Source organism: Shewanella sp. BJSY2023SW001, from assembly GCF_047314685.1.
Taxonomy (GTDB): domain Bacteria; phylum Pseudomonadota; class Gammaproteobacteria; order Enterobacterales; family Shewanellaceae; genus Shewanella; species Shewanella indica.
On the sequence record NZ_JBKORF010000036.1, the window covers coordinates 149,829 to 169,234 of the forward strand.

At 50.2% G+C, this 19,406-nt stretch carries 15 protein-coding genes and 1 other RNA gene; 4 read left to right on the top strand and 12 right to left on the bottom strand.

All coding sequences use genetic code 11. The features are described from left to right. Nucleotides 1-364 precede the first annotated feature (364 nt). From sucD to sdhC, 8 genes are all read right to left on the bottom strand, one after another. Nucleotides 365-1,237, bottom strand: a complete 873-nt coding sequence (sucD, locus tag ACMHXH_RS08880) for a succinate--CoA ligase subunit alpha (RefSeq protein WP_025011011.1) — start codon at nucleotides 1,235-1,237, stop codon at nucleotides 365-367. Further along, complete coding sequence (gene sucC, locus ACMHXH_RS08885; RefSeq protein WP_039032727.1) at nucleotides 1,237-2,403, bottom strand: ADP-forming succinate--CoA ligase subunit beta; 1,167 nt, start codon at nucleotides 2,401-2,403, stop codon at nucleotides 1,237-1,239. The genes sucD and sucC overlap by 1 nt, the downstream gene beginning before the upstream one ends. Before the next feature lie 77 nt (nucleotides 2,404-2,480). Beyond that, entirely contained in the window at nucleotides 2,481-3,677 is a 1,197-nt protein-coding gene (gene odhB, locus ACMHXH_RS08890) for a 2-oxoglutarate dehydrogenase complex dihydrolipoyllysine-residue succinyltransferase (RefSeq protein WP_039032726.1), read from the bottom strand. Between the two features lie 30 nt (nucleotides 3,678-3,707). Further along, on the bottom strand, nucleotides 3,708-6,530 hold the full coding sequence (gene sucA, locus ACMHXH_RS08895; RefSeq protein WP_039032725.1) for a 2-oxoglutarate dehydrogenase E1 component: 2,823 nt from the start codon (nucleotides 6,528-6,530) through the stop codon (nucleotides 3,708-3,710). Nucleotides 6,531-6,724: 194 nt separating this feature from the next. Next, nucleotides 6,725-7,432, bottom strand: coding sequence for a succinate dehydrogenase iron-sulfur subunit (locus tag ACMHXH_RS08900; protein ID WP_039032724.1), 708 nt, complete (start codon nucleotides 7,430-7,432; stop codon nucleotides 6,725-6,727). A gap of 12 nt (nucleotides 7,433-7,444) precedes the next feature. Next, a complete protein-coding gene (sdhA, locus tag ACMHXH_RS08905; protein ID WP_071477404.1) occupies nucleotides 7,445-9,211 on the bottom strand; it encodes a succinate dehydrogenase flavoprotein subunit in 1,767 nt (588 codons plus the stop codon). Further along, entirely contained in the window at nucleotides 9,212-9,559 is a 348-nt protein-coding gene (sdhD, locus tag ACMHXH_RS08910; RefSeq protein ID WP_025011016.1) for a succinate dehydrogenase, hydrophobic membrane anchor protein, read from the bottom strand. It lies immediately after the preceding gene. Continuing rightward, on the bottom strand, nucleotides 9,553-9,948 hold the full coding sequence (sdhC, locus tag ACMHXH_RS08915) for a succinate dehydrogenase cytochrome b556 subunit (RefSeq protein WP_025011017.1): 396 nt from the start codon (nucleotides 9,946-9,948) through the stop codon (nucleotides 9,553-9,555). The genes sdhD and sdhC overlap by 7 nt, the downstream gene beginning before the upstream one ends. Before the next feature lie 412 nt (nucleotides 9,949-10,360). Between sdhC and ACMHXH_RS08920 the strand changes: the two genes are divergently transcribed. Then, nucleotides 10,361-11,647, top strand: a complete 1,287-nt coding sequence (locus tag ACMHXH_RS08920; protein WP_039032720.1) for a citrate synthase — start codon at nucleotides 10,361-10,363, stop codon at nucleotides 11,645-11,647. A 365-nt stretch (nucleotides 11,648-12,012) separates the two neighbouring features. On the opposite strand, the gene ACMHXH_RS08925 is transcribed toward ACMHXH_RS08920, so the two are convergent. Next, complete coding sequence (locus tag ACMHXH_RS08925) at nucleotides 12,013-13,782, bottom strand: monovalent cation:proton antiporter-2 (CPA2) family protein (RefSeq protein ID WP_039032719.1); 1,770 nt, start codon at nucleotides 13,780-13,782, stop codon at nucleotides 12,013-12,015. A gap of 486 nt (nucleotides 13,783-14,268) precedes the next feature. On the opposite strand from ACMHXH_RS08925, the gene ACMHXH_RS08930 reads away from it, so the two are divergent. Next, nucleotides 14,269-14,766, top strand: coding sequence for an outer membrane protein assembly factor BamE (locus tag ACMHXH_RS08930; RefSeq protein WP_039032718.1), 498 nt, complete (start codon nucleotides 14,269-14,271; stop codon nucleotides 14,764-14,766). Between the two features lie 83 nt (nucleotides 14,767-14,849). Here ACMHXH_RS08930 and ACMHXH_RS08935 read toward each other — a convergent pair whose 3' ends face one another. Further along, a complete protein-coding gene (locus ACMHXH_RS08935; RefSeq protein WP_039032717.1) occupies nucleotides 14,850-15,185 on the bottom strand; it encodes an RnfH family protein in 336 nt (111 codons plus the stop codon). Continuing rightward, the gene (locus tag ACMHXH_RS08940; protein WP_039032716.1) at nucleotides 15,175-15,612 is read right to left on the bottom strand and encodes an SRPBCC family protein; all 438 of its coding nucleotides are present in this window, start codon (nucleotides 15,610-15,612) and stop codon (nucleotides 15,175-15,177) included. The genes ACMHXH_RS08935 and ACMHXH_RS08940 overlap by 11 nt, the downstream gene beginning before the upstream one ends. Before the next feature lie 207 nt (nucleotides 15,613-15,819). On the opposite strand from ACMHXH_RS08940, the gene smpB reads away from it, so the two are divergent. Next, nucleotides 15,820-16,305 carry an SsrA-binding protein SmpB gene (gene smpB / locus ACMHXH_RS08945; RefSeq protein ID WP_025009743.1) on the top strand — a complete coding sequence of 162 codons (486 nt, stop codon included), beginning with the start codon at nucleotides 15,820-15,822 and terminating at the stop codon, nucleotides 16,303-16,305. A gap of 115 nt (nucleotides 16,306-16,420) precedes the next feature. Then, nucleotides 16,421-16,775: a transfer-messenger RNA gene (ssrA, locus tag ACMHXH_RS08950) on the top strand. 594 nt (nucleotides 16,776-17,369) lie between these two features. Here the strand turns inward: ssrA and ACMHXH_RS08955 are convergent. Then, complete coding sequence (locus ACMHXH_RS08955; RefSeq protein WP_202932952.1) at nucleotides 17,370-17,591, bottom strand: hypothetical protein; 222 nt, start codon at nucleotides 17,589-17,591, stop codon at nucleotides 17,370-17,372. Nucleotides 17,592-19,406 lie beyond the last annotated feature (1,815 nt).

Sequence of the window (19,406 nt, forward strand, 5' to 3'; positions counted from 1 at the left end):
CGCTTTCGCCCCCGAATTGCACTTCAGCGCCGCATCGGGCGAACCAATACGGCGCTGAAATGGTGTTAACACGAAATCAAACCCTCTGAGTTGGCTCGGATACCCGCGTCAGTGGCTGTCTTGGCGCAGCCCACTACTCGGCTCCGGATAACAACAAAGCGACAACCCCAAGAGAGATGATTAATAACAATTTGAATTTTTTATATTTTTAGCACATTAATGCACCAAGACTCCCCGAAGGAATAGCCAAGCCCCAATCTAACCTTTTCCCAATCAAATATCCAGCCGGAGGCATCAGAGCTTCATCACAGCAGCCAATAAAAAAGGCGCCTCGCGGCGCCTTTTGTGAGCTTAACGACTGTGCTTACCAGCCGGTTTTCTCACGCAGCGCGCTGCCGATTTCGGCCAGCGAGCGTACGGTAGTCACGCCAGCTGCTTCCAGAGCGGCGAACTTGTCGGCAGCAGTACCCTTACCACCGGCAATGATGGCGCCTGCATGGCCCATACGCTTACCTGCTGGCGCAGTCACACCGGCAATATAAGAGACCACTGGCTTGGTAACGTTGGCCTTGATGTAAGCCGCCGCTTCTTCTTCGGCAGTACCGCCGATTTCACCTATCATCACTATGGCCTCGGTCTGAGGATCGTTCTGGAACATTTCCAGTACGTCGATGAAGTTGGTACCAGGGATCGGGTCACCACCAATGCCCACACAGGTAGACTGGCCGAAACCTTCGTCAGTAGTCTGCTTAACGGCTTCGTAAGTCAGAGTACCGCTGCGGGAAACGATACCCACTTTACCTGGCTTGTGGATGTGACCTGGCATGATGCCTATTTTACATTCGCCGGGGGTGATAACACCTGGGCAGTTAGGACCTATCATGCGCACGCCGGTTTCTTCCAGCTTCACTTTTACCTGCAGCATATCCAGCGTCGGAATACCTTCGGTAATACAAACGATAAGCTCGATACCGCCATCTATGGCTTCCAGGATAGCATCTTTACAGAAAGGCGCAGGAACATAGATAACAGATGCAGTGGCGCCGGTGGCGGCAACAGCGTCTTTCACTGTGTTGAATACTGGCAAGCCCAAGTGAGTGGTGCCGCCTTTACCAGGAGACACACCGCCGACCATCTGAGTACCGTAGGCAATCGCCTGCTCAGAATGAAAAGTCCCCTGACCACCGGTGAAACCCTGGCAGATAACCTTGGTATCTTTGTTGATTAAAACAGACATTATTTGCCCTCCGCAGCTTTAACTACTTGCTGAGCAGCGTCGGTCAGACTTGTCGCAGCAATGATATCCAAACCTGATTCGGCGAGTACTTTAGAGCCCAGCTCGGCGTTGGTACCTTCCAGACGCACAACCACAGGCACTTTCACACCGACTTCTTTCACTGCACCGATAATACCTTCGGCGATCATGTCACAACGCACGATACCACCGAAAATGTTCACCAGAACGGCCTTCACATTGCTGTCAGACAGAATGATCTTGAAGGCTTCGGCAACACGTTCTTTGGTCGCGCCGCCACCTACGTCGAGGAAGTTGGCTGGCTTGCCGCCATGCAGGTTAACGATATCCATGGTACCCATGGCCAGACCGGCACCGTTTACCATGCAACCTACGTTACCGTCCAGAGCCACATAGTTCAGTTCGAACTTGGCTGCGTGGGCTTCACGTGGGTCGTCTTGTGAAGGATCATGCATGTCTTTGATCTTTGGCTGACGGAACAGAGCGTTACCATCTACGCCAATCTTGCCGTCCAGGCAGTGCAGGTTGCCTTCTGTGGTGATCACCAGAGGGTTGATCTCCAGCAGGGCAAAGTCATGCTCCAGGAACATGGTCGCCAGACCCATAAAGATCTTGGTGAACTGCTTGATTTGAGTTGGGTTCAGACCCAGCTTAAAGCCAAGGTCACGCGCCTGGAAAGGCTGAGGACCTGTGATAGGGTCGATAATGGCTTTGTGGATCAGCTCAGGGGTCTCTTCGGCCACCTTTTCGATTTCCACACCACCTTCGGTAGAAGCCATAAACACGACGCGGCGAGTGCCACGGTCGACAACGGCACCCAGATAGAGTTCGTTGGCGATATCAGTGCAGCTTTCAACCAGGATCTTGGCAACCGGCTGACCTTTTTCATCAGTCTGATAAGTGACCAGATTCTTGCCCAGCCAATGTTCGGCAAAGGCTCTGATCTCTTCTTTATCGCCAGTGACTTTAACGCCACCTGCTTTACCGCGGCCACCAGCGTGCACCTGGCACTTGACTACCCACATGTTTCCGCCAATGCGACCGGCTGCTTCAACAGCTTCCTGAGCTGTGTCACAAGCATAGCCTTCTGACACTGGTAAACCATATTCGGCAAATAGGGCTTTTGCCTGATACTCATGCAAATTCATGATGATCTATCCGTATACTACGTTTTAAATCCAACCGGCCCCGAGGGGCCAGTCACGAGGTTATTGTCTGGCGGCGCTTACAAGTCCAGCAGCAGACGAGTTGGGTCTTCCAGCAGATCCTTAATAGTCACCAGGAAGCCAACTGACTCACGACCATCAATGATGCGATGGTCATATGAGAGAGCAAGGTACATCATGGGCAGGATTTCCACCTGCCCATTGACTGCCATTGGGCGGTCCTTGATGGCATGCATGCCGAGGATTGCGCTCTGTGGCAGGTTCAGAATAGGCGTCGACATCAAAGAGCCAAACACACCGCCGTTGGTCACAGTGAAGTTACCACCTGTCATATCTTCCACTGTCAGCTTGCCGTCACGACCTTTAATAGCCAGTTCGCGAACCGCTTTCTCGATATCGGCCAGGCTCATGGTATCTGTGTCGCGCAGCACAGGCGTTACCAGGCCACGAGGCGTGGAAACGGCGATGCTGACATCGAAGTAGTTGTGGTACAGGATGTCGCTGCCATCGATAGAAGCGTTGACTTCTGGATAACGCTTCAGCGCTTCGGTTACTGCTTTCACGTAGAAAGACATAAAGCCAAGACGGATGCCGTGCTTCTTCTCAAAGACTTCCTGATACTTCTTACGGATGTCCATGATAGGCTTCATGTTGACCTCGTTGAAGGTGGTCAGCATGGCGGTGGAGTTCTTGGCTTCCAGCAGACGAGTGGCGATAGTCTTGCGCAGACGCGTCATAGGTACGCGTTTCTCGCTGCGATCGCCCGCCAGGGTCACAGGTGCTGTGGCAGCAGCTGCAGCCGGCTTGGCAGAGCCTGACTTAACAAAGGCTTCCACGTCTTCTTTGGTGATACGGCCACCCACACCTGTGCCCTTGATTTTAGCGGCATCCAGGTTGTGTTCGGCTATCAGGCGACGTACTGATGGGCTCAGGGCATCGTTGTTTTCTGCCGCGGCTTCTTCAGCCTTAGGGGCTGCGGCTTCAGCCTGCTCTTTGCTCACTTCCTGACCGGCAACAGCGCCGGCGACGAAGTTGGCGATAACCTGTTCGGCCAGGACGGTATCCCCTTCCTGGAACAGCAGTTCGCTGATCTGACCATCTTCGGGTGCTACAACTTCCAACACCACTTTATCTGTTTCAATATCAACCAGGTTCTGATCACGGGAAACCGGCTCACCAGGCTTAACGTGCCAAGTGGCGATAGTCGCGTCGGCAACAGATTCGGGCAGTACAGGTACCTTGATTTCGATACTCATGGAAAGCTTTCCTTTTTGTATAAATTTCTATTACTTCAGTTTTAATGCGCTAGTGATCAGTGATTCCTGCTGATGCGTATGCAACTCAGGATAGCCACAAGCCGGCGCTGCAGAGGCGTCACGGCCAGCGTAGCTGAGCTGGGCACCTTTTGGAATGGCTGCCCAGAAATGATGCTGGCTGCAATACCAGGCACCTTGGTTCTGAGGCTCTTCCTGACACCAAACAAAGTCGGTCACATGCTGATAATCTTTCAGGGCGACTGCCATCTCTTCGTGTGGGAAGGGATACAACTGCTCTACCCGCACCAAAGCGACATTATCGATATTCTCTTTGCGGCGACGCTCCAGCAGCTCGTAGTAAACCTTACCGCTACAGAACACTACGCGATCAACCTTGGCGGCATCCAGAGTATCGATTTCACCGATAACGTTCTGGAATTGACCGTTGGCCAGCTCGTCCAGGGAAGACACTGCCAGCGGATGACGCAGCAGCGACTTGGGAGACATAACCACCAGCGGACGACGCATTGGACGCACCACCTGACGACGCAGCATGTGGTAGACCTGAGCCGGAGTCGAAGGCACACAAACCTGCATATTGTGGTTGGCGCACAGCTGCAAGAAACGCTCCAGACGAGCACTTGAGTGCTCAGGCCCCTGACCTTCATAGCCGTGTGGCAGCAACATGGTCAAACCGCACAGACGGCCCCACTTCTGCTCACCGGATGACAGGAACTGGTCAATAACCACCTGGGCACAGTTGGCAAAGTCACCGAATTGGGCTTCCCAGATAGTCAGGCCACCCGGCTCAGCTGTGGCATAACCGTACTCGAACGCCAGCACTGAGGCTTCAGACAACACAGAGTCGGTGATGTCGATAGGGCCCTGTTCTTTCGCCACATGGCGCAGCGGCAGGTAAGTCGTACCATCGTTCTGGTTGTGCAGCACGGCGTGGCGATGGAAGAAGGTGCCACGACCCGAGTCCTGCCCGGTGATCCTGACTCTTTGCTTGTCCTCGAGGATGCTGGCATAGGCCAGAGTCTCGGCAAAGCCCCAGTCCATCAGCTTCTCGCCTTTGGCCATCGCAACGCGGTCGTTGTATATCTTGGCAACCCGTGAGTGCAGCTTATGACTCTCAGGTACATAGCTTATCTTGTCGGCCAGATTCTGCAGACGCTCCAGCGTCATACCGGATTCAAACGACTCATCCCATTCGCGGTTCAAATAAGGAGTCCAGTCCACAGTGTGCAGCGTCATTGGACGCCACTCTTTGACCACACAATCCCCTTGATCCAGGGCATCACGATAGTTATTGATCATGGCGGTAACATCGTCGGCCGCAATGCTGTTCTCGGCAATCAACTTGTCGGCGTAGATCTTACGTGGCGTTGGGTGCTTCTTGATCTTGGCGTACATCAGTGGCTGAGTCGCACTGGGCTCATCGGCCTCGTTGTGGCCGTGACGGCGATAACATACCAATTCGATAACCACATCACGCTTAAAGGTGTTGCGGTAATCCACGGCCAACTGAGAGACAAAAGCTACGGCCTCAGGATCGTCGGCATTAACATGGAAAATTGGCGCCTGAACCATTTTGGCGATATCGGTACAGTATTCGGTAGAACGCACATCCTGGTGGTTGGAGGTGGTAAAGCCCACCTGGTTATTGACCACGATGCGGATAGAGCCGCCGACTTTAAAGCCGCGGGTCTGAGACATGTTAAATGTCTCTTGCACAATGCCCTGTCCGGCAATGGCCGAGTCACCATGAATGGTAATTGGCATTACCTGCAAGCCATCTTCACTGCCGCGGCGATCCAATCTGGCGCGCACCGAGCCCATCACGACCGGGTTAACGATTTCCAGGTGTGAGGGGTTGAACGCCAATGCCAGGTGAACATTGCCACCGGGTGTTTCAAAATCGGAAGAGAAGCCCTGATGGTACTTAACGTCCCCTGAACCCAGCGTCTCATGATGCTTGCCGGCAAACTCGTCAAAGAGTTCGGCAGGACGCTTGCCCAGAATGTTAACCAAAACGTTAAGACGGCCTCGGTGAGCCATGCCCACGACTATCTCTTTGGTACCCGCTTCACCGGCACGATAGATAATTTCGCGCATCATAGGCACCAGTGCATCACCCCCTTCGAGGGAGAAGCGCTTGGCGCCGGGGAATTTGGCACCCAAATACTTTTCCATGCCTTCGGCGGCATTCAATCCTTCAAGGATCCGGGTCTTGACTGCCTTATCATAGCTGCCCTTACCCAGTGAAGGTTCGAGACGTTGCTGGATCCAACGTTTCTCTTCGGTGTCGGTGATATGCATATATTCGGCGCCGATAGAGCCGCAATAGGTCGCCTTGAGCGCCTTCACCAGCTCACCCAGTTTCAGGGTGTCACCGCCATAAGCAAAAGAACCTGTGTTGAATTCCCGCTCCATGTCCTCACTGGTCAAGCCGTGGAACGCCGGATCCAATTCGGCAACTGTGTCGCGCTTCCACAGTTCCAACGGGTCCAGATTGGCACTCTGGTGACCACGGAAACGGTAGGCATTGATCAATTGCAGAACTTTTACCTGCTTGGCATCGACATCAGGATCGGACACGCGGCTGGTACCTTTACTGCGGCCTTCCTGTGCGAGGGAGCGAAAATAGTCACGGATCTTGGAGTGAGAAGCTTCGGGTACATCAGCAGAGGCACCGTTCACGGGAGGGAGTTGCTCAAACACCGCACGCCAGTCGTCAGATACCGAGGTGGGGTCTTCTTGGTAGGCTTCATACATCTCTTCAACGTAGGTCGAGTTCGCCCCACTCAAGTGAGATGATTCGAGCCAGGCTTTCATGCTGCCTTGGTGCATTTCTTATCCTTTCAAACTTGATACACGTGCTTAGCCATATTTTCCCTGCCTTGGCAGGGTCTCAGCCGCCCCTGGGACATCCGGATGTTACGGCCTTTTGTAGTCCTTTACACACAAAAGAGCCACTTTCTGCCCAGAGAAAGTGACTCCCCACGAGCCTATGTAATTATTGGATTAAGCTCGTCGTCTTGCATTTATACAGCCCGCTTCAGCAACATGGACTTGATGTGTCCGATGGCCTTGGTTGGGTTCAAGCCTTTCGGACAAACATCCACACAGTTCATAATGCCGTGGCAACGGAAGACGCTGTATGCATCATCCAGCTCGCTCAGACGCTCCTCGGTCGCAGTATCTCGGCTGTCTATCAAGAAACGATAGGCATGCAGCAGACCACTGGGGCCAACAAACTTATCCGGGTTCCACCAGAATGACGGGCAAGCCGTAGAACAACAAGCACACATGATACATTCATACAGACCATCCAGGTGAGCACGCTCCTCCGGTGACTGCAGATGTTCACGGGCCGGCTTCTTCTCATCATTGATGAGGTACGGCTTGATCTTCTCGTATTGCTTGTAAAACTGACTCAGGTCAACCACCAAATCACGCACCACAGGCATACCGGGCAGAGGACGGATTTCAATCTTCTTGCCCTTGAATGCAGATACAGGCGTGATACAGGCCAGACCGTTTTTACCGTTCATATTCATGCCGTCGGAACCACAAACCCCTTCGCGACAAGAGCGACGGAAAGACAGGCTTGGGTCCTGCTCTTTAAGCTTGAGCAGGGCATCCAATACCATCATATCGGTGCCTTCGGCCACTTCCAGGCTGTAATCCTGCATGTAGGGTTTAGTGTCTACATCAGGATTGTAGCGATAAACTGCAATATCCAATTTCATCTTCGCAACTCCTTAGTAGGTACGCTTCTTCGGCGGGAAGGCTTCACGTGTCTTGGGCGCCATGTTCACTTCACGGGTGGACATGGTTTCGTTGACTGGGTCAAACAGGCTGTGACACAGCCAGTTGGCGTCATCACGCTCAGGGAAGTCTTCACGGCTGTGAGCACCACGGCTCTCGGTACGGAAGTTGGCTGCGTAAGCAGATGCGATAGCTGTTGCCATCAGGTTATCCAGTTCCAAACACTCGATACGCTGAGTGTTGAACTCTCTGGAGTTGTCAGATAGCTTGGCATTGGCCAGACGCTCACGAATTTTCTGCAGTTCTTTCAGGCCTTCGGCCATGGCATCACCGCTACGGAATACCGAAAAGTTCAGTTGCATGCACATCTGCAGATCTTTACGGATAACCGCTGGATCTTCACCGTCTTTATTGCTTTCCCAACGATTCAGACGCTCAAGAGACTTCTGAATGTCGGCTTCAGTCGCAGCTTTGGGATCTGCGGTTTCATCCAGCGCTTTACCCAGATGTTGACCGGCTGCACGACCGAACACTACCAAGTCGAGTAGTGAGTTACCACCCAAACGGTTAGCACCGTGAACCGATACACAAGCAATTTCGCCCACGGCGAACAGACCCTTGATATCTTCTTCAGTACCATCGGCGTTCTTATGGATCACCTGACCGGATACCTTGGTTGGCAAACCACCCATCATATAGTGACAAGTTGGGATAACCGGAATTGGGCCATCGGCGGGATCTATGTGAGCAAAGGTACGGGATAGTTCACATACACCAGGTAGACGCGCTTCCAGGGTTTCTTTGCCCAGATGGTCCAGCTTCAGCTTCAGGTGTGGGCCCATAGGACCTTCACAACCACGGCCTTCACGAATCTCTGTCATCATGGAACGGGCAACCACGTCGCGTGAAGCCAGATCTTTGGCGTTGGGCGCATAGCGCTCCATGAAGCGTTCACCGTCTTTATTGAGCAGGTAACCACCCTCACCACGACAACCTTCAGTCACCAGAACACCGGCACCGGCAATCCCGGTTGGGTGGAACTGCCACATTTCCATGTCCTGCAGCTGAACCCCGGCACGGGCAGCCATACCAACACCATCACCTGTGTTGATGTGGGCATTGGTAGTAGAAGCAAAGATACGACCGGCACCGCCGGTAGCCAATACAGTGGCCTTGGCTTTGAAGTAAACGATTTCACCGGTTTCAATTTCGATTGCAGTACAACCTACGATGGCACCGTCTTCGTTTTTAACCAGATCCAGGGCATACCACTCGGAAAATACCTGAGTCTTGTTCTTAACGTTCTGCTGATACAGGCAGTGTAGCAGCGCGTGGCCGGTACGGTCAGCCGCAGCCGCGGTACGGGCCGCCTGCTCACCACCGAAATTCTTGGATTGACCGCCGAAAGGACGCTGATAAATAGTGCCGTTTTCAAAGCGTGAGAATGGCAGACCCATCTGCTCCAGCTCGATAACCGCTTCAGGGCCGGTCTGACACATGTACTCGATGGCATCCTGGTCGCCGATAAAGTCGGAACCTTTTACCGTGTCATACATATGGTGTTCCCAGTTGTCCTCGTGGGCATTACCCAGAGCAACAGTGATCCCGCCCTGGGCCGAAACCGTGTGAGAACGTGTAGGAAAAACCTTGGACAGGAGCGCACAGCTCTTGCCCTCTTGAGAAATCTGCAGTGCTGCGCGCATGCCGGCACCACCGGCACCAATCACGACAGCGTCAAACTCGCGTACTGGAATAGCCACTTAAACACCCCACACTATTACTATGCCCGACGCCAGATAAGCAAAGGCGGTCACGACAAAGACAAACTGTAAAACCCCACGCAGTGCTACGTTTTTGACGTAGTCAGTCAGTACCTGCCAAATACCGATCCAGGCATGGATAAGCAGCGCAATAAGCGCCAGCAGAGTAAAGACTTTCATCGGCAGTGAAGCAAACAGCCCATGCCAGACATCGTAGGTGAGAGGTGAACTGCAAGCTGCAAATCCGACCAAGAATATAGTGTAAACGGCCAGAATGACGGCACTTGCGCGTAATAGGATGAAGTCATGAACACCACTGCGTCCAAAACTCGCTGCATTGGTTACCATACCCAGATCCCCGCTAATACAGAAAACACTGCGGTCAGGACAAATACTGCCTTGGCCGATGCCTTACCCGAAGGTAGCTCTTCCCAACGACCGGTATCCATTACCAGGTGACGCAAGCCGCCCAGCAAATGATAAGCCAGTGCGGTCAGAATGCCCCACAGGATAAACTTCACCACGAAGTTGTCTAACAGAGATTGTACGCCTTGGAAACTCTCGGCCGACGCCAGCGAGGCGTTCAGCAACCAGAGAAGTATACCAACAGCGAACAGCATGATCACACCGGATACCCGGTGCAGAATGGACACAATTGCAGTCGCCGGGAAGCGAATGGTCTGCAGATCTAAATGGACAGGTCTTTGCTTTTTCACGTTCTGCTCACTCAGCTCCATTGAGCATTTTTTTTGTTATGTGAACCGATTTTGCTCTTACACAGTTCTGTGACTGAAGTCACAGAGAAGGGTTTCACAATAGAAGGTTGAAACAAAAAGCTAACTTGTTGACAACACACAAAATTAGTTAATTAGTGATATGCTAACCAAGCCCGCCGTTTGTAGCTCTTGCGAGCCGCAGCAAGTATACTCGTCGTAAATGTCAAATACAAACATCACATTATCCAAATTTTGTTTTTTTGCCCTTTTTACAGGATAAGTGCTGGTGTTATCAGGGAAATTGGTCTTACCTATACCATGGTCTAACGAATTTAAACGCTTATTTAAATTGAAATGTGATCTGGATTGGCTGTAAAGTAATGGCCGTTTGACATGCCGCACTCACATAAGAATGAAGTAAGGAGAACGGGGTATGGCTGATTTAAAAGCCAAATTGGAATTACCAGGGAACGACTCGATTGAACTGCCAGTGAAACAAGGAACTGCTGGTTTCGACGTAATCGATATCAGTAAACTCGGCAGTAAAGGCTACTTTACCTTTGATCCAGGATTTCTCGCGACGGCCTCCTGTGAATCTGCAATTACCTATATCGATGGTGCGCAGGGTGTATTGTTACACCGTGGCTATCCGATAGATCAACTGGCGACAGAATCCGACTACCTGGATCTCTGTTACCTGCTGTTGTACGGCGAGCTGCCAAGTAAGGCAGAGTATGAAAAATTCGCCTACACAGTTAAAACTCATACCATGGTGCACGAGCAGTTGGCCTCCTTCTTCAGAGGCTTCCGTCGTGACGCTCACCCAATGGCCATGCTTTGTGGCGTGACAGGCGCTTTGTCTTCTTTCTATCAGGACTCTTTGGATGTCAACGATGCCCGTCATCGTGAAATTGCAGCCTTCCGCCTGGTTTCCAAGATGCCAACCATTGCCGCCATGTGCTACAAGTACTCCATAGGACAGCCGTTCGTGTACCCACGCAACGACCTGAGCTATGCCGGTAACTTCCTGTCGATGATGTTCGCTGTACCTTGTGAAGAATACAAGGTGAACCCGATTGTGGAACGTGCCATGGATCGCATCTTTATCCTGCACGCCGATCACGAGCAGAACGCTTCAACCTCAACCGTGCGTCTGGCGGGCTCTTCGGGTGCTAACCCATTTGCCTGTATCGCTGCCGGTATCGCTTCGCTGTGGGGTCCTGCCCATGGTGGTGCCAACGAAGCTTGTCTGCGTATGCTGGAAGAAATCGGTACTGTGGATCGCATCCCTGAGTTTATCGAACGCGCCAAAGACAAGGATGATCCTTTCCGTCTGATGGGCTTCGGTCACAGGGTTTACAAGAACTTCGATCCACGCGCTAAAGTGATGCGTGAAACCTGTCACGAAGTGCTGGCCGAACTCAAAGTTAACGACCCTCTGCTGGATGTTGCCATGGAACTTGAGCGTATCGCCCTGGAAGATGAGTACTTCATCTCCAAAAAGCTCTATCCAAACGTCGACTTCTACTCAGGTATCATCATGAAGGCGATTGGTATTCCAACCTCCATGTTTACCGTTATCTTTGCCCTGGCTCGTACTGTTGGCTGGATTGCCCACTGGAAAGAGATGCTGGATCAGCCTGGTCACAAGATCAGCCGTCCACGTCAGCTCTACACAGGTGCGACTTCCCGCGACTTCGTGGAACTGGACAAGCGTTAAATCTAAGTGGTTAAAAGTCCAAATCCGATGACCTCTGGTCATCGGATTTTTTGTACCTCTTTAATATCTATCAGCCCTTTATCCACGCCAAACTACAACCGTGCGCTTGAAACAGTCACCCCAATAAGGCTTGAGACAGTAATGATCGGGTATAGAACCTGACTAAACTAAACTCACCATAAGCCGAATAAAAACTGCCCAAAACTTAAAACAAGCATCCAAGCAAGAAACTTAAGACAAACTATCATTTACTCGACCACGCTTAAAAATACGAATAATTCCTCGCGGTGGTCTCTGTTGTAAAGCTTAGCTTGCCGGTCAGTACGCCACCCCAGACCGCACATAGGACTTGTTCGTGCCTTCCATTATAGCCCCTTGTCTTTATCAGCCCGCATCAAGGACTCCAGCTCTGCCCTGCCCTTATTGGACAAGCGAATAAGCGCCTTAAGATCGTCCTTGTGCTTGGCCCCGGCCTCAACCTGTGCCTTGTCGTGCTCAGCAAATATCTTCACCCGCTCATTGGCTTGAACCTGACTGAGTCCCAGTGTTTGCAACACACTCTCACTGGCACTGAGGGCCGAACCGAAGGTTTCCCGAAATACCGACGTCACCCCAAGACTCATCAAACGATAGGCATGGTTACGGTCACGGGCCCTGGCGACCACGGCCACATGAGGAAAGTGCGTCTTCACCTGAGTCACTATCTGCAATGAATCTTCCACATTGTTGACCGCTACCAGGATCACCCGCGCCTTGGGCAAACCGGCCGAAAACAGCATATCGAGCCGCTTGGCATCACCAAAATACACTTCACCACCAAATTGGCGCACCACGTCCACATGACGGGCATCTTTATCCAGCGCCACAAACGGGATCCCTGAGGATGCCAAAATACGGCCGGTGATCTGCCCCATACGGCCAAAACCGGCGATGACCACTTCACTTTCTGACCCTTCTATCACATCAGGTAAACGGCTCGCTTCCACCGGTTTGCCAAGCAACCTGAACAACTTCAGCAAATAAGGCGTTATCGCCATCGACAAGCCTATAGCCAATACCAACATCTGGCTGATTTTCTCAGATAAAAGCCCTGACAACTGTGCCTGGGAAAGTAGTACAAAAGCAAATTCACCGCCTTCGGCCAAGATCAACCCCAACACCATGGCACTGCGCCAGGTATGGTGTCTAAACTTCCCAAGCAACATAAGGACCAAAGTCTTCACCGCCAGCATGCCAAAGAGGATCCCCAACAACGCCAAAGGCTCCTTCAGCAGTAAGCCCAGATCCATGGTCATGCCTACAGCCATGAAAAACAGCCCCAAAAGCAAGCCCTTGAAAGGCTCAATATCGGTTTCAAGCTGATGGCGATAACCCGAGTTGGCCAGCATGATACCGGCCAAAAACGCCCCCATACCGGCCGAAAGCCCTAGCCAGGCCATTAGCGCCGCGCTGCCCATCACCAGCAATAACGAAAACGCCGTCAGCACTTCGCGCACCCCACTGGCCGCCACCAACTGCAATACTTTGGGAAGCAGGTATTTCCCCACCAGCAAAAATCCCAAGAGCGCCAAACAAGTCCAATACCAGGGCACGGCATGATGAGCCGGATCGGCGCCGCTTGGCGACAGATAGGCAATCAGCAGCATCATGGGGATCACCGCCAGATCCTGCATCAGCAACACCCCAAAGGCGTCACGACCTACTGGTGTGGTGAGCAGTCGCTGCTCATTCATTAATTGCACCGCAAATGCTGTAGAAGACAGGGATAGCGCTGCGCCAACAATAATAGCGGCTTCGATGGAAAGCCCGACACCGAATGCCAAAGCGCTGACCACTGCCCAGGACAGCAGTAACTGACCACTGCCGAGGCCGAATATGGCACTGCGAAGTTCCCAGAGTTTGCCAGGAGTCAATTCAAGCCCCATGACAAACAGCATGAGGATCACCCCAAGCTCGGCAAAATGAAGCACAGCTGCCGGCTCAGAAACCACAGCAATACCGCCCGGTCCAAGCAGTACACCGGCGGCAAGGTAAGAAAGTATGGGGCCTATACCAAAGCGCTTGCCAAGTGGAACCAACACCACGGCAGCGAGCAAAAACATGAGCACTGAGGTAAAGATGCCGGCCTGTTCCATCGAGACTCCTTAACAAATAGCAATAGAAGGCTGTTGTTTGCCACACTTATATACAGGGATAAAAGGCATGGATGATTTAAATGACCCAAAGCAGCTTTTACTTGGGCCTATCACGGGAGTTTCAGTATAGCCAGCTTTATGGGCCTTGATAACCGAAATTTTGAACGTATTTAAAAATAAGTCTTTTAAATACAAATGGTTTTCAATGCTGCAGCAGGCTTATTGCAAGCCGGTAAAGCGAGTTCAAAATTTCTTGTTAGTCGATCTGGCACCGATTTTGTCCGAAGCGACTAAAATAAGCCCCTCCCGTGAATTTATTCTATTTTCCAGAGGTTAATTTGAGCCAAAACAACAATTTTGCAACAGCGAGACGAACCAAGTCACTTTTATGTTGTCGAAGCCTCAAGCGCCGAGTCAATAGCCCTTGTCAGCACGGGCTGGGCTTGGGTATTATGGCCGACAGTTTTTCATGAAGTAGCACATTCAATGTCAATTAAAAAGCAAAGTCTTACCCTGCTGAGCGTTAGTGCGCTCACCCTCTCACTCAGTGCCTGCAGTGTCTTTGACTGGCTGGTGTACAAGCCTGATATTCCACAGGGCAACTATATGGAGCCTCAGCAGGTGGAAAAGCTACGCATCGACATGACCAAGGAGCAGGTGGAATTTGTGCTTGGGCGTCCTGTACTGCGGGACAGCTTCAAGGATGATACCTGGTACTATGTTTACCATTACAAGAGTGGTCGTGATGCCAGCATTACCCATAAAGAACTGATCCTGCACTTTAGTGGCGATCAATTGGCCAAGGTCACAGGGGATTACGAACTGAGTAATGAATTCAATACCCCGCTGGAACAAAGTAGCCTGCCAATGGCCAACAGCCCTGAGCTGACGCCGCAGATCCCACAGCAACGCGGCGATGAAAAACCTTTGGTTGAAGAGCAGGATCCAACCAAGATGAATAAACACGAACAGGACCGTAAGTAATGGCTTACGCCTAAACTTGAACCCAAGACATTAAAAAAGCGCCAACAGGCGCTTTTTTAATGTCTTGGATTCAGCAAAGTAACTCAGTTGATTTTGGCGCCGGTCACTTTATTGATCCGCCCTTCCTCCGCGGCCTTCTCGGCACGCTTACGGCGTACCTCTTTAGGGTCGGCAATCAAAGGACGATAGATTTCAATTCTCTGCCCGGGTTCAACTTCGTCATCGTGTTTGACCTGACGGCTGAAGGTGCCGAGTTTCACCGTTTCCAAGTCAATCTCAGGGAAAAAAGCCTGGATGTTACTCTGACGCACAGCCTCGATAAAACTGGTACCCGGCGTCACGGAAACACTGATCACTTTCTGTTGTGTCGGTAAGGCATAAATAACATCGACACTGAATTTTTCCTGTTCACTTGCCACTGTATACTTCCTTCGCCCTTTGAGTAAAAGCCGTAACCATAGAGGTAACCAGCTCTTTGAATACCTTGCCGAATGCCATACCCACCAAGGCGCTGGAGAACTCAAAATTCAACTCAAACTCCACCTTACATGCATCTTCTGCCAACTCGGTAAAATACCAATGACCGGTCAAATGCTTGAAAGGGCCATTCTCCAGTTGCAGCTCAATACTTTTACCCTCCACCACCTGATTACGGGTGGTAAAGGTCTTGCTGATCCCGGCTTTACTGATATCTACCGACGCCAGCATGGTTTTGCCATCAAACTCCAACACCTTGCCGCCAACGCAACCAGGGAGAAACTCTTTATAGGACTCGACATCATTGACTAGCTGGTACATCTGCATCGCACTGTAACGTACCAGAACACTGCGGGAAATCTGTGGCATCCGTTGGTTGATACTCTTGGCTGACTCAAAACAGACCCGGATTTTAGCATGCCGGTCAAAAAACGCATCCTTTGTTCCATCGCAATGAGTTCTACCTCTGTAAGCGCTCAAAAAGCCAGCAACAAAACCCTAAGCTACTGCCCGCAACTCAAAATATTCTTCCAGGCCAATTCCAAATTGGCTGCTGCTGCGTATAATAGCCAGCCTATGGCTAAGAAGAATGCAAAAAAATCCGCAAACGCTCCGGCAACCATTGCCCGGAACAAGCGTGCGACCTTTGAATATCGCTTCGATGAAAAATTCGAGGCCGGTCTGTCCCTAATGGGATGGGAGGTCAAATCCATCCGCGCCGGCAAGGTGAATCTGTCGGAAAGCTTTGTCATGCTGAAAAATGGCGAAGCCTTCCTGCACAACTGTAATATCACCCCACTCAGCGCGGCATCGACTCATGTGGTCTGCGACCCAACCCGCATGCGTAAACTGCTGCTTAATCGCCGTGAACTGGACCGTCTGGCCGGCTTGGTTGAAAGGCAGGGTTACGCCATAGTGCCCATCTCCATGTACTGGCGTAAAGGGGCCTGGGTCAAGGTTGAGATAGGCTTGGGTAAGGGCAAGAAAGCCCACGATAAACGCGACGATATTAAACAACGTGACTGGGCTATCGAAAAAGCCCGGGTCATGAAGAGCAAGTAACTGATATTTGCTGTTATTTCGCACGCCAATTGTACGGATAACCAGCAAGTGATTGTCCTTTGCTAATTAAAGCCTTGGTAAGCAGGTGGTAAAGGGGTTACAATCGATACATCACGGGGGCGATTCTGGATTCGACGGGATTCGCGAAACTCCGGGAGCATGCCGAGGGGCGGTTGGCCTCGTAAAAAGCCGCACAGTTATAGTTGCAAACGACGATAACTACGCTCTAGCAGCTTAAGGCCGCTAGCCATCTACCACAGGTCTCGCACATGGGCAGTGGATTTGATGGTCACCTTACATAGTGCTAGCGAGGGAACCTTGTCTGGGGGTGAACCGCGAAACAGTACCAGGCTCACCGTTTGGAATCCTGTCTTTCGGAGTTCAACCGGTTAAATAAAAGAGAGACTAAGCATGTAGCGCCTTGAGCGTAGGTTTTTCGGACGCGGGTTCAAGTCCCGCCGCCTCCACCAAATAAAACAAAGGGTTAGCAGAAATGCTAACCCTTTTTCTTTGCCAATTTAGTAGGAATGGCAGCAAAGTGGCAGCAGAGAAATTACTGGTGCTGCCACATCCATCCTTTTCAGTTCTGGATCCTTTTAATGTCTTATTGATCAACTGCTTTAGTATGGCCACCGTTTTCTGGCTTTCTCTCATACCCTTACGGAATCCACGCAAAACCCCGTGCTGCTGCGGCTTTTACGCCTGCACCCATGGTCAATCCAACCTAGTAGAACTGTAAAACAGTGAAATTAACCGCGATCTTTTCAGATCTCCGATCCTTTCCCCGGCCCAGTGTCTGCGCTTGGGGGCGCCATAAACTGAACAAATTCAAAACTGAAAAAATTTTGAGGTGCAAACCGCGCAGGAGGGTGAGGAAGAGTGCGGATTTCGTGACGTAGAATTGCGTAGGTGGTGGTTTACGTGGCCAGAATAGCCAGCCGCGTCTGTACTGCAGCATCGTCAGTTTTGATTGTTGGGTGGGGCTTTGCTGTGTGCTGATATGAAAAACGGCTCAGGTTCCTGGTGGGAGCTGAGCCGGTATCGAGTAAAGACGGATCTATGGTTTACTTGGTGATTGGGTCTAGCCTGGCCTTTTGCGCGGCTGCTGCACTCGCCTTGCCGGAGAAGTCTCCAGCCTCATTCGGTGCCGGGCTGGTGCTGTGGGTATGACTGGCACAGATGGTTGCCAGCTCGGCTACCGTTCCCATGAGTTCAGATAGCAGCTTGAGCACGTTTTCATCTTCACTGCCCAGCCACGTTTTTGGGCTGCGGTAATCCTTTGACACGCTGGCGATCACCTCGCGGGTTTAGCATCAGTGTGAAACATCAAAAAGATATGGCTGTCCTGTATTTTTTTAATATCATGTAATTTATTCTCTATTTCTAAACCACGCTCTTTAGTCTCCACCAACCAACTTCCCCCCGTAGACCAGAAATAAATTATTAATACTTCCCAATAGAGTCTCGACACCTTTTAATGATAATAGCGTCTTGAGACACTCTGTGATTAATGCTAGATAACCGTGTAAATATAGGATTATCAGCTAGTTTTGACTGACCACTATAATGGCACAATGCCTTTAACAACCAGCCACCAAGAGATACATAAGCACCACCAGGAACACCATTGTATTCCATGGCTGCTCCGGCTACTAATGGCCAAAATGCTCCAGTGAAATCTAAAGCTGCTAAATTTCCTCTATTTCTTTCTATTTGCATGAGCTCTTTTCTAAGTTCATACAATTTTAAACTTAGCTCATCATTACTTAAATTGGAGTAACCTTTCAATATATCAGGGATGGCTCTAAGGCTATTGCTAGTAAGAGCATCATCCAGCTCTAGTACATTCATATCATTATTAATTGCTAAAACATTCTCCAAGAGCATGCTAATTTCAGACTCTCTAATAAACTGAGAGTTGTCAATCACTCCACTATAAAGACTGCTAACAGCTTCGCAAGCCGCAACCTCTGAATACTGCTCGGAATCAAATGGAAAGTGATGTGCATTTAATCCTTGAGCAAACTCAAAGCTAGAGCTGGCTGTAGCAAGCTCAATGGATAAATCCTTTCCTTTAGCTTCAAATAGCTTAGTAGCCAAATTAGAAAATCCGGCCCTAAAAACAGAGGCAGCGCCTTCTTTATCTATCATATACTCTGAAAACTGCCATTGTTCAGAAAGAGACTTTGCTAAAAACTTGAGTCCTTCGTTATTAGACCTCGCACAATAATAGAGAAAATCATATTGTTCATCACTTGAAAACGTGGAACCAACAATGCCAGTCTTCTTTTGAATACCCTGAATTGCTGTTGCTGCCAATCGTCTAGAGAATATTATTGAATTCGGGTTTGCCTCTATAATTTCCTGCAATAGGCTTTGCGAGTATCTTGCTAAATTCTGTGGCACAACAAAAAGCAACCTACCTCTAGTGATAAGCTCCTTTAACTCAAGTGGATTTATACCAAACATCCCATAAAAATCTCTTTCTTTAGATTTAAATGGCAGCGCTATAACAATCTTCTCATAAAGAGATAAATATACCCTCAAGTTTCTGCGCTCAAATACTGAAGCATCTACGAAGCATTTAGTGCCCCTCAAAAAATCATTAGGCAAATATATATTATTACGATTTACATCATTACCACTAAAAATATTCTTCCTATTTTCAACCCAAAACTCTNAAATATTTCGAGAAAACTGATTTTGAATTAGACCGCTAGCTATAATTTGAAGATTATGTCTAGAGTTAGTATTGAAATCGACTACTCCTGGATAATCACTAATCTCTGGATTGACCTCGAAAATATAATCAAACCCCTGATGACCTAAAGACTCACATATAAGCTGAATCTCTTCTTTCTCATCATTAGTTACTTCGTTCTTCAGTACAATTTTAAACTCATTCGTACCCCACTTCATATCAGCATTAAATGGATGATACTTTTTAGGAATGTGAATATTTAACTGATTAATAAACTCATCCATAACAAGCGGCTGACCAAACAAGTGGGATTTTTCGAAAGAGTCTCTAAGTGGAATCTTGATAAAATCAGGAAGCTTTTCACCAACAATGACTACGGGAGGAATCGCTATCGTTCTAA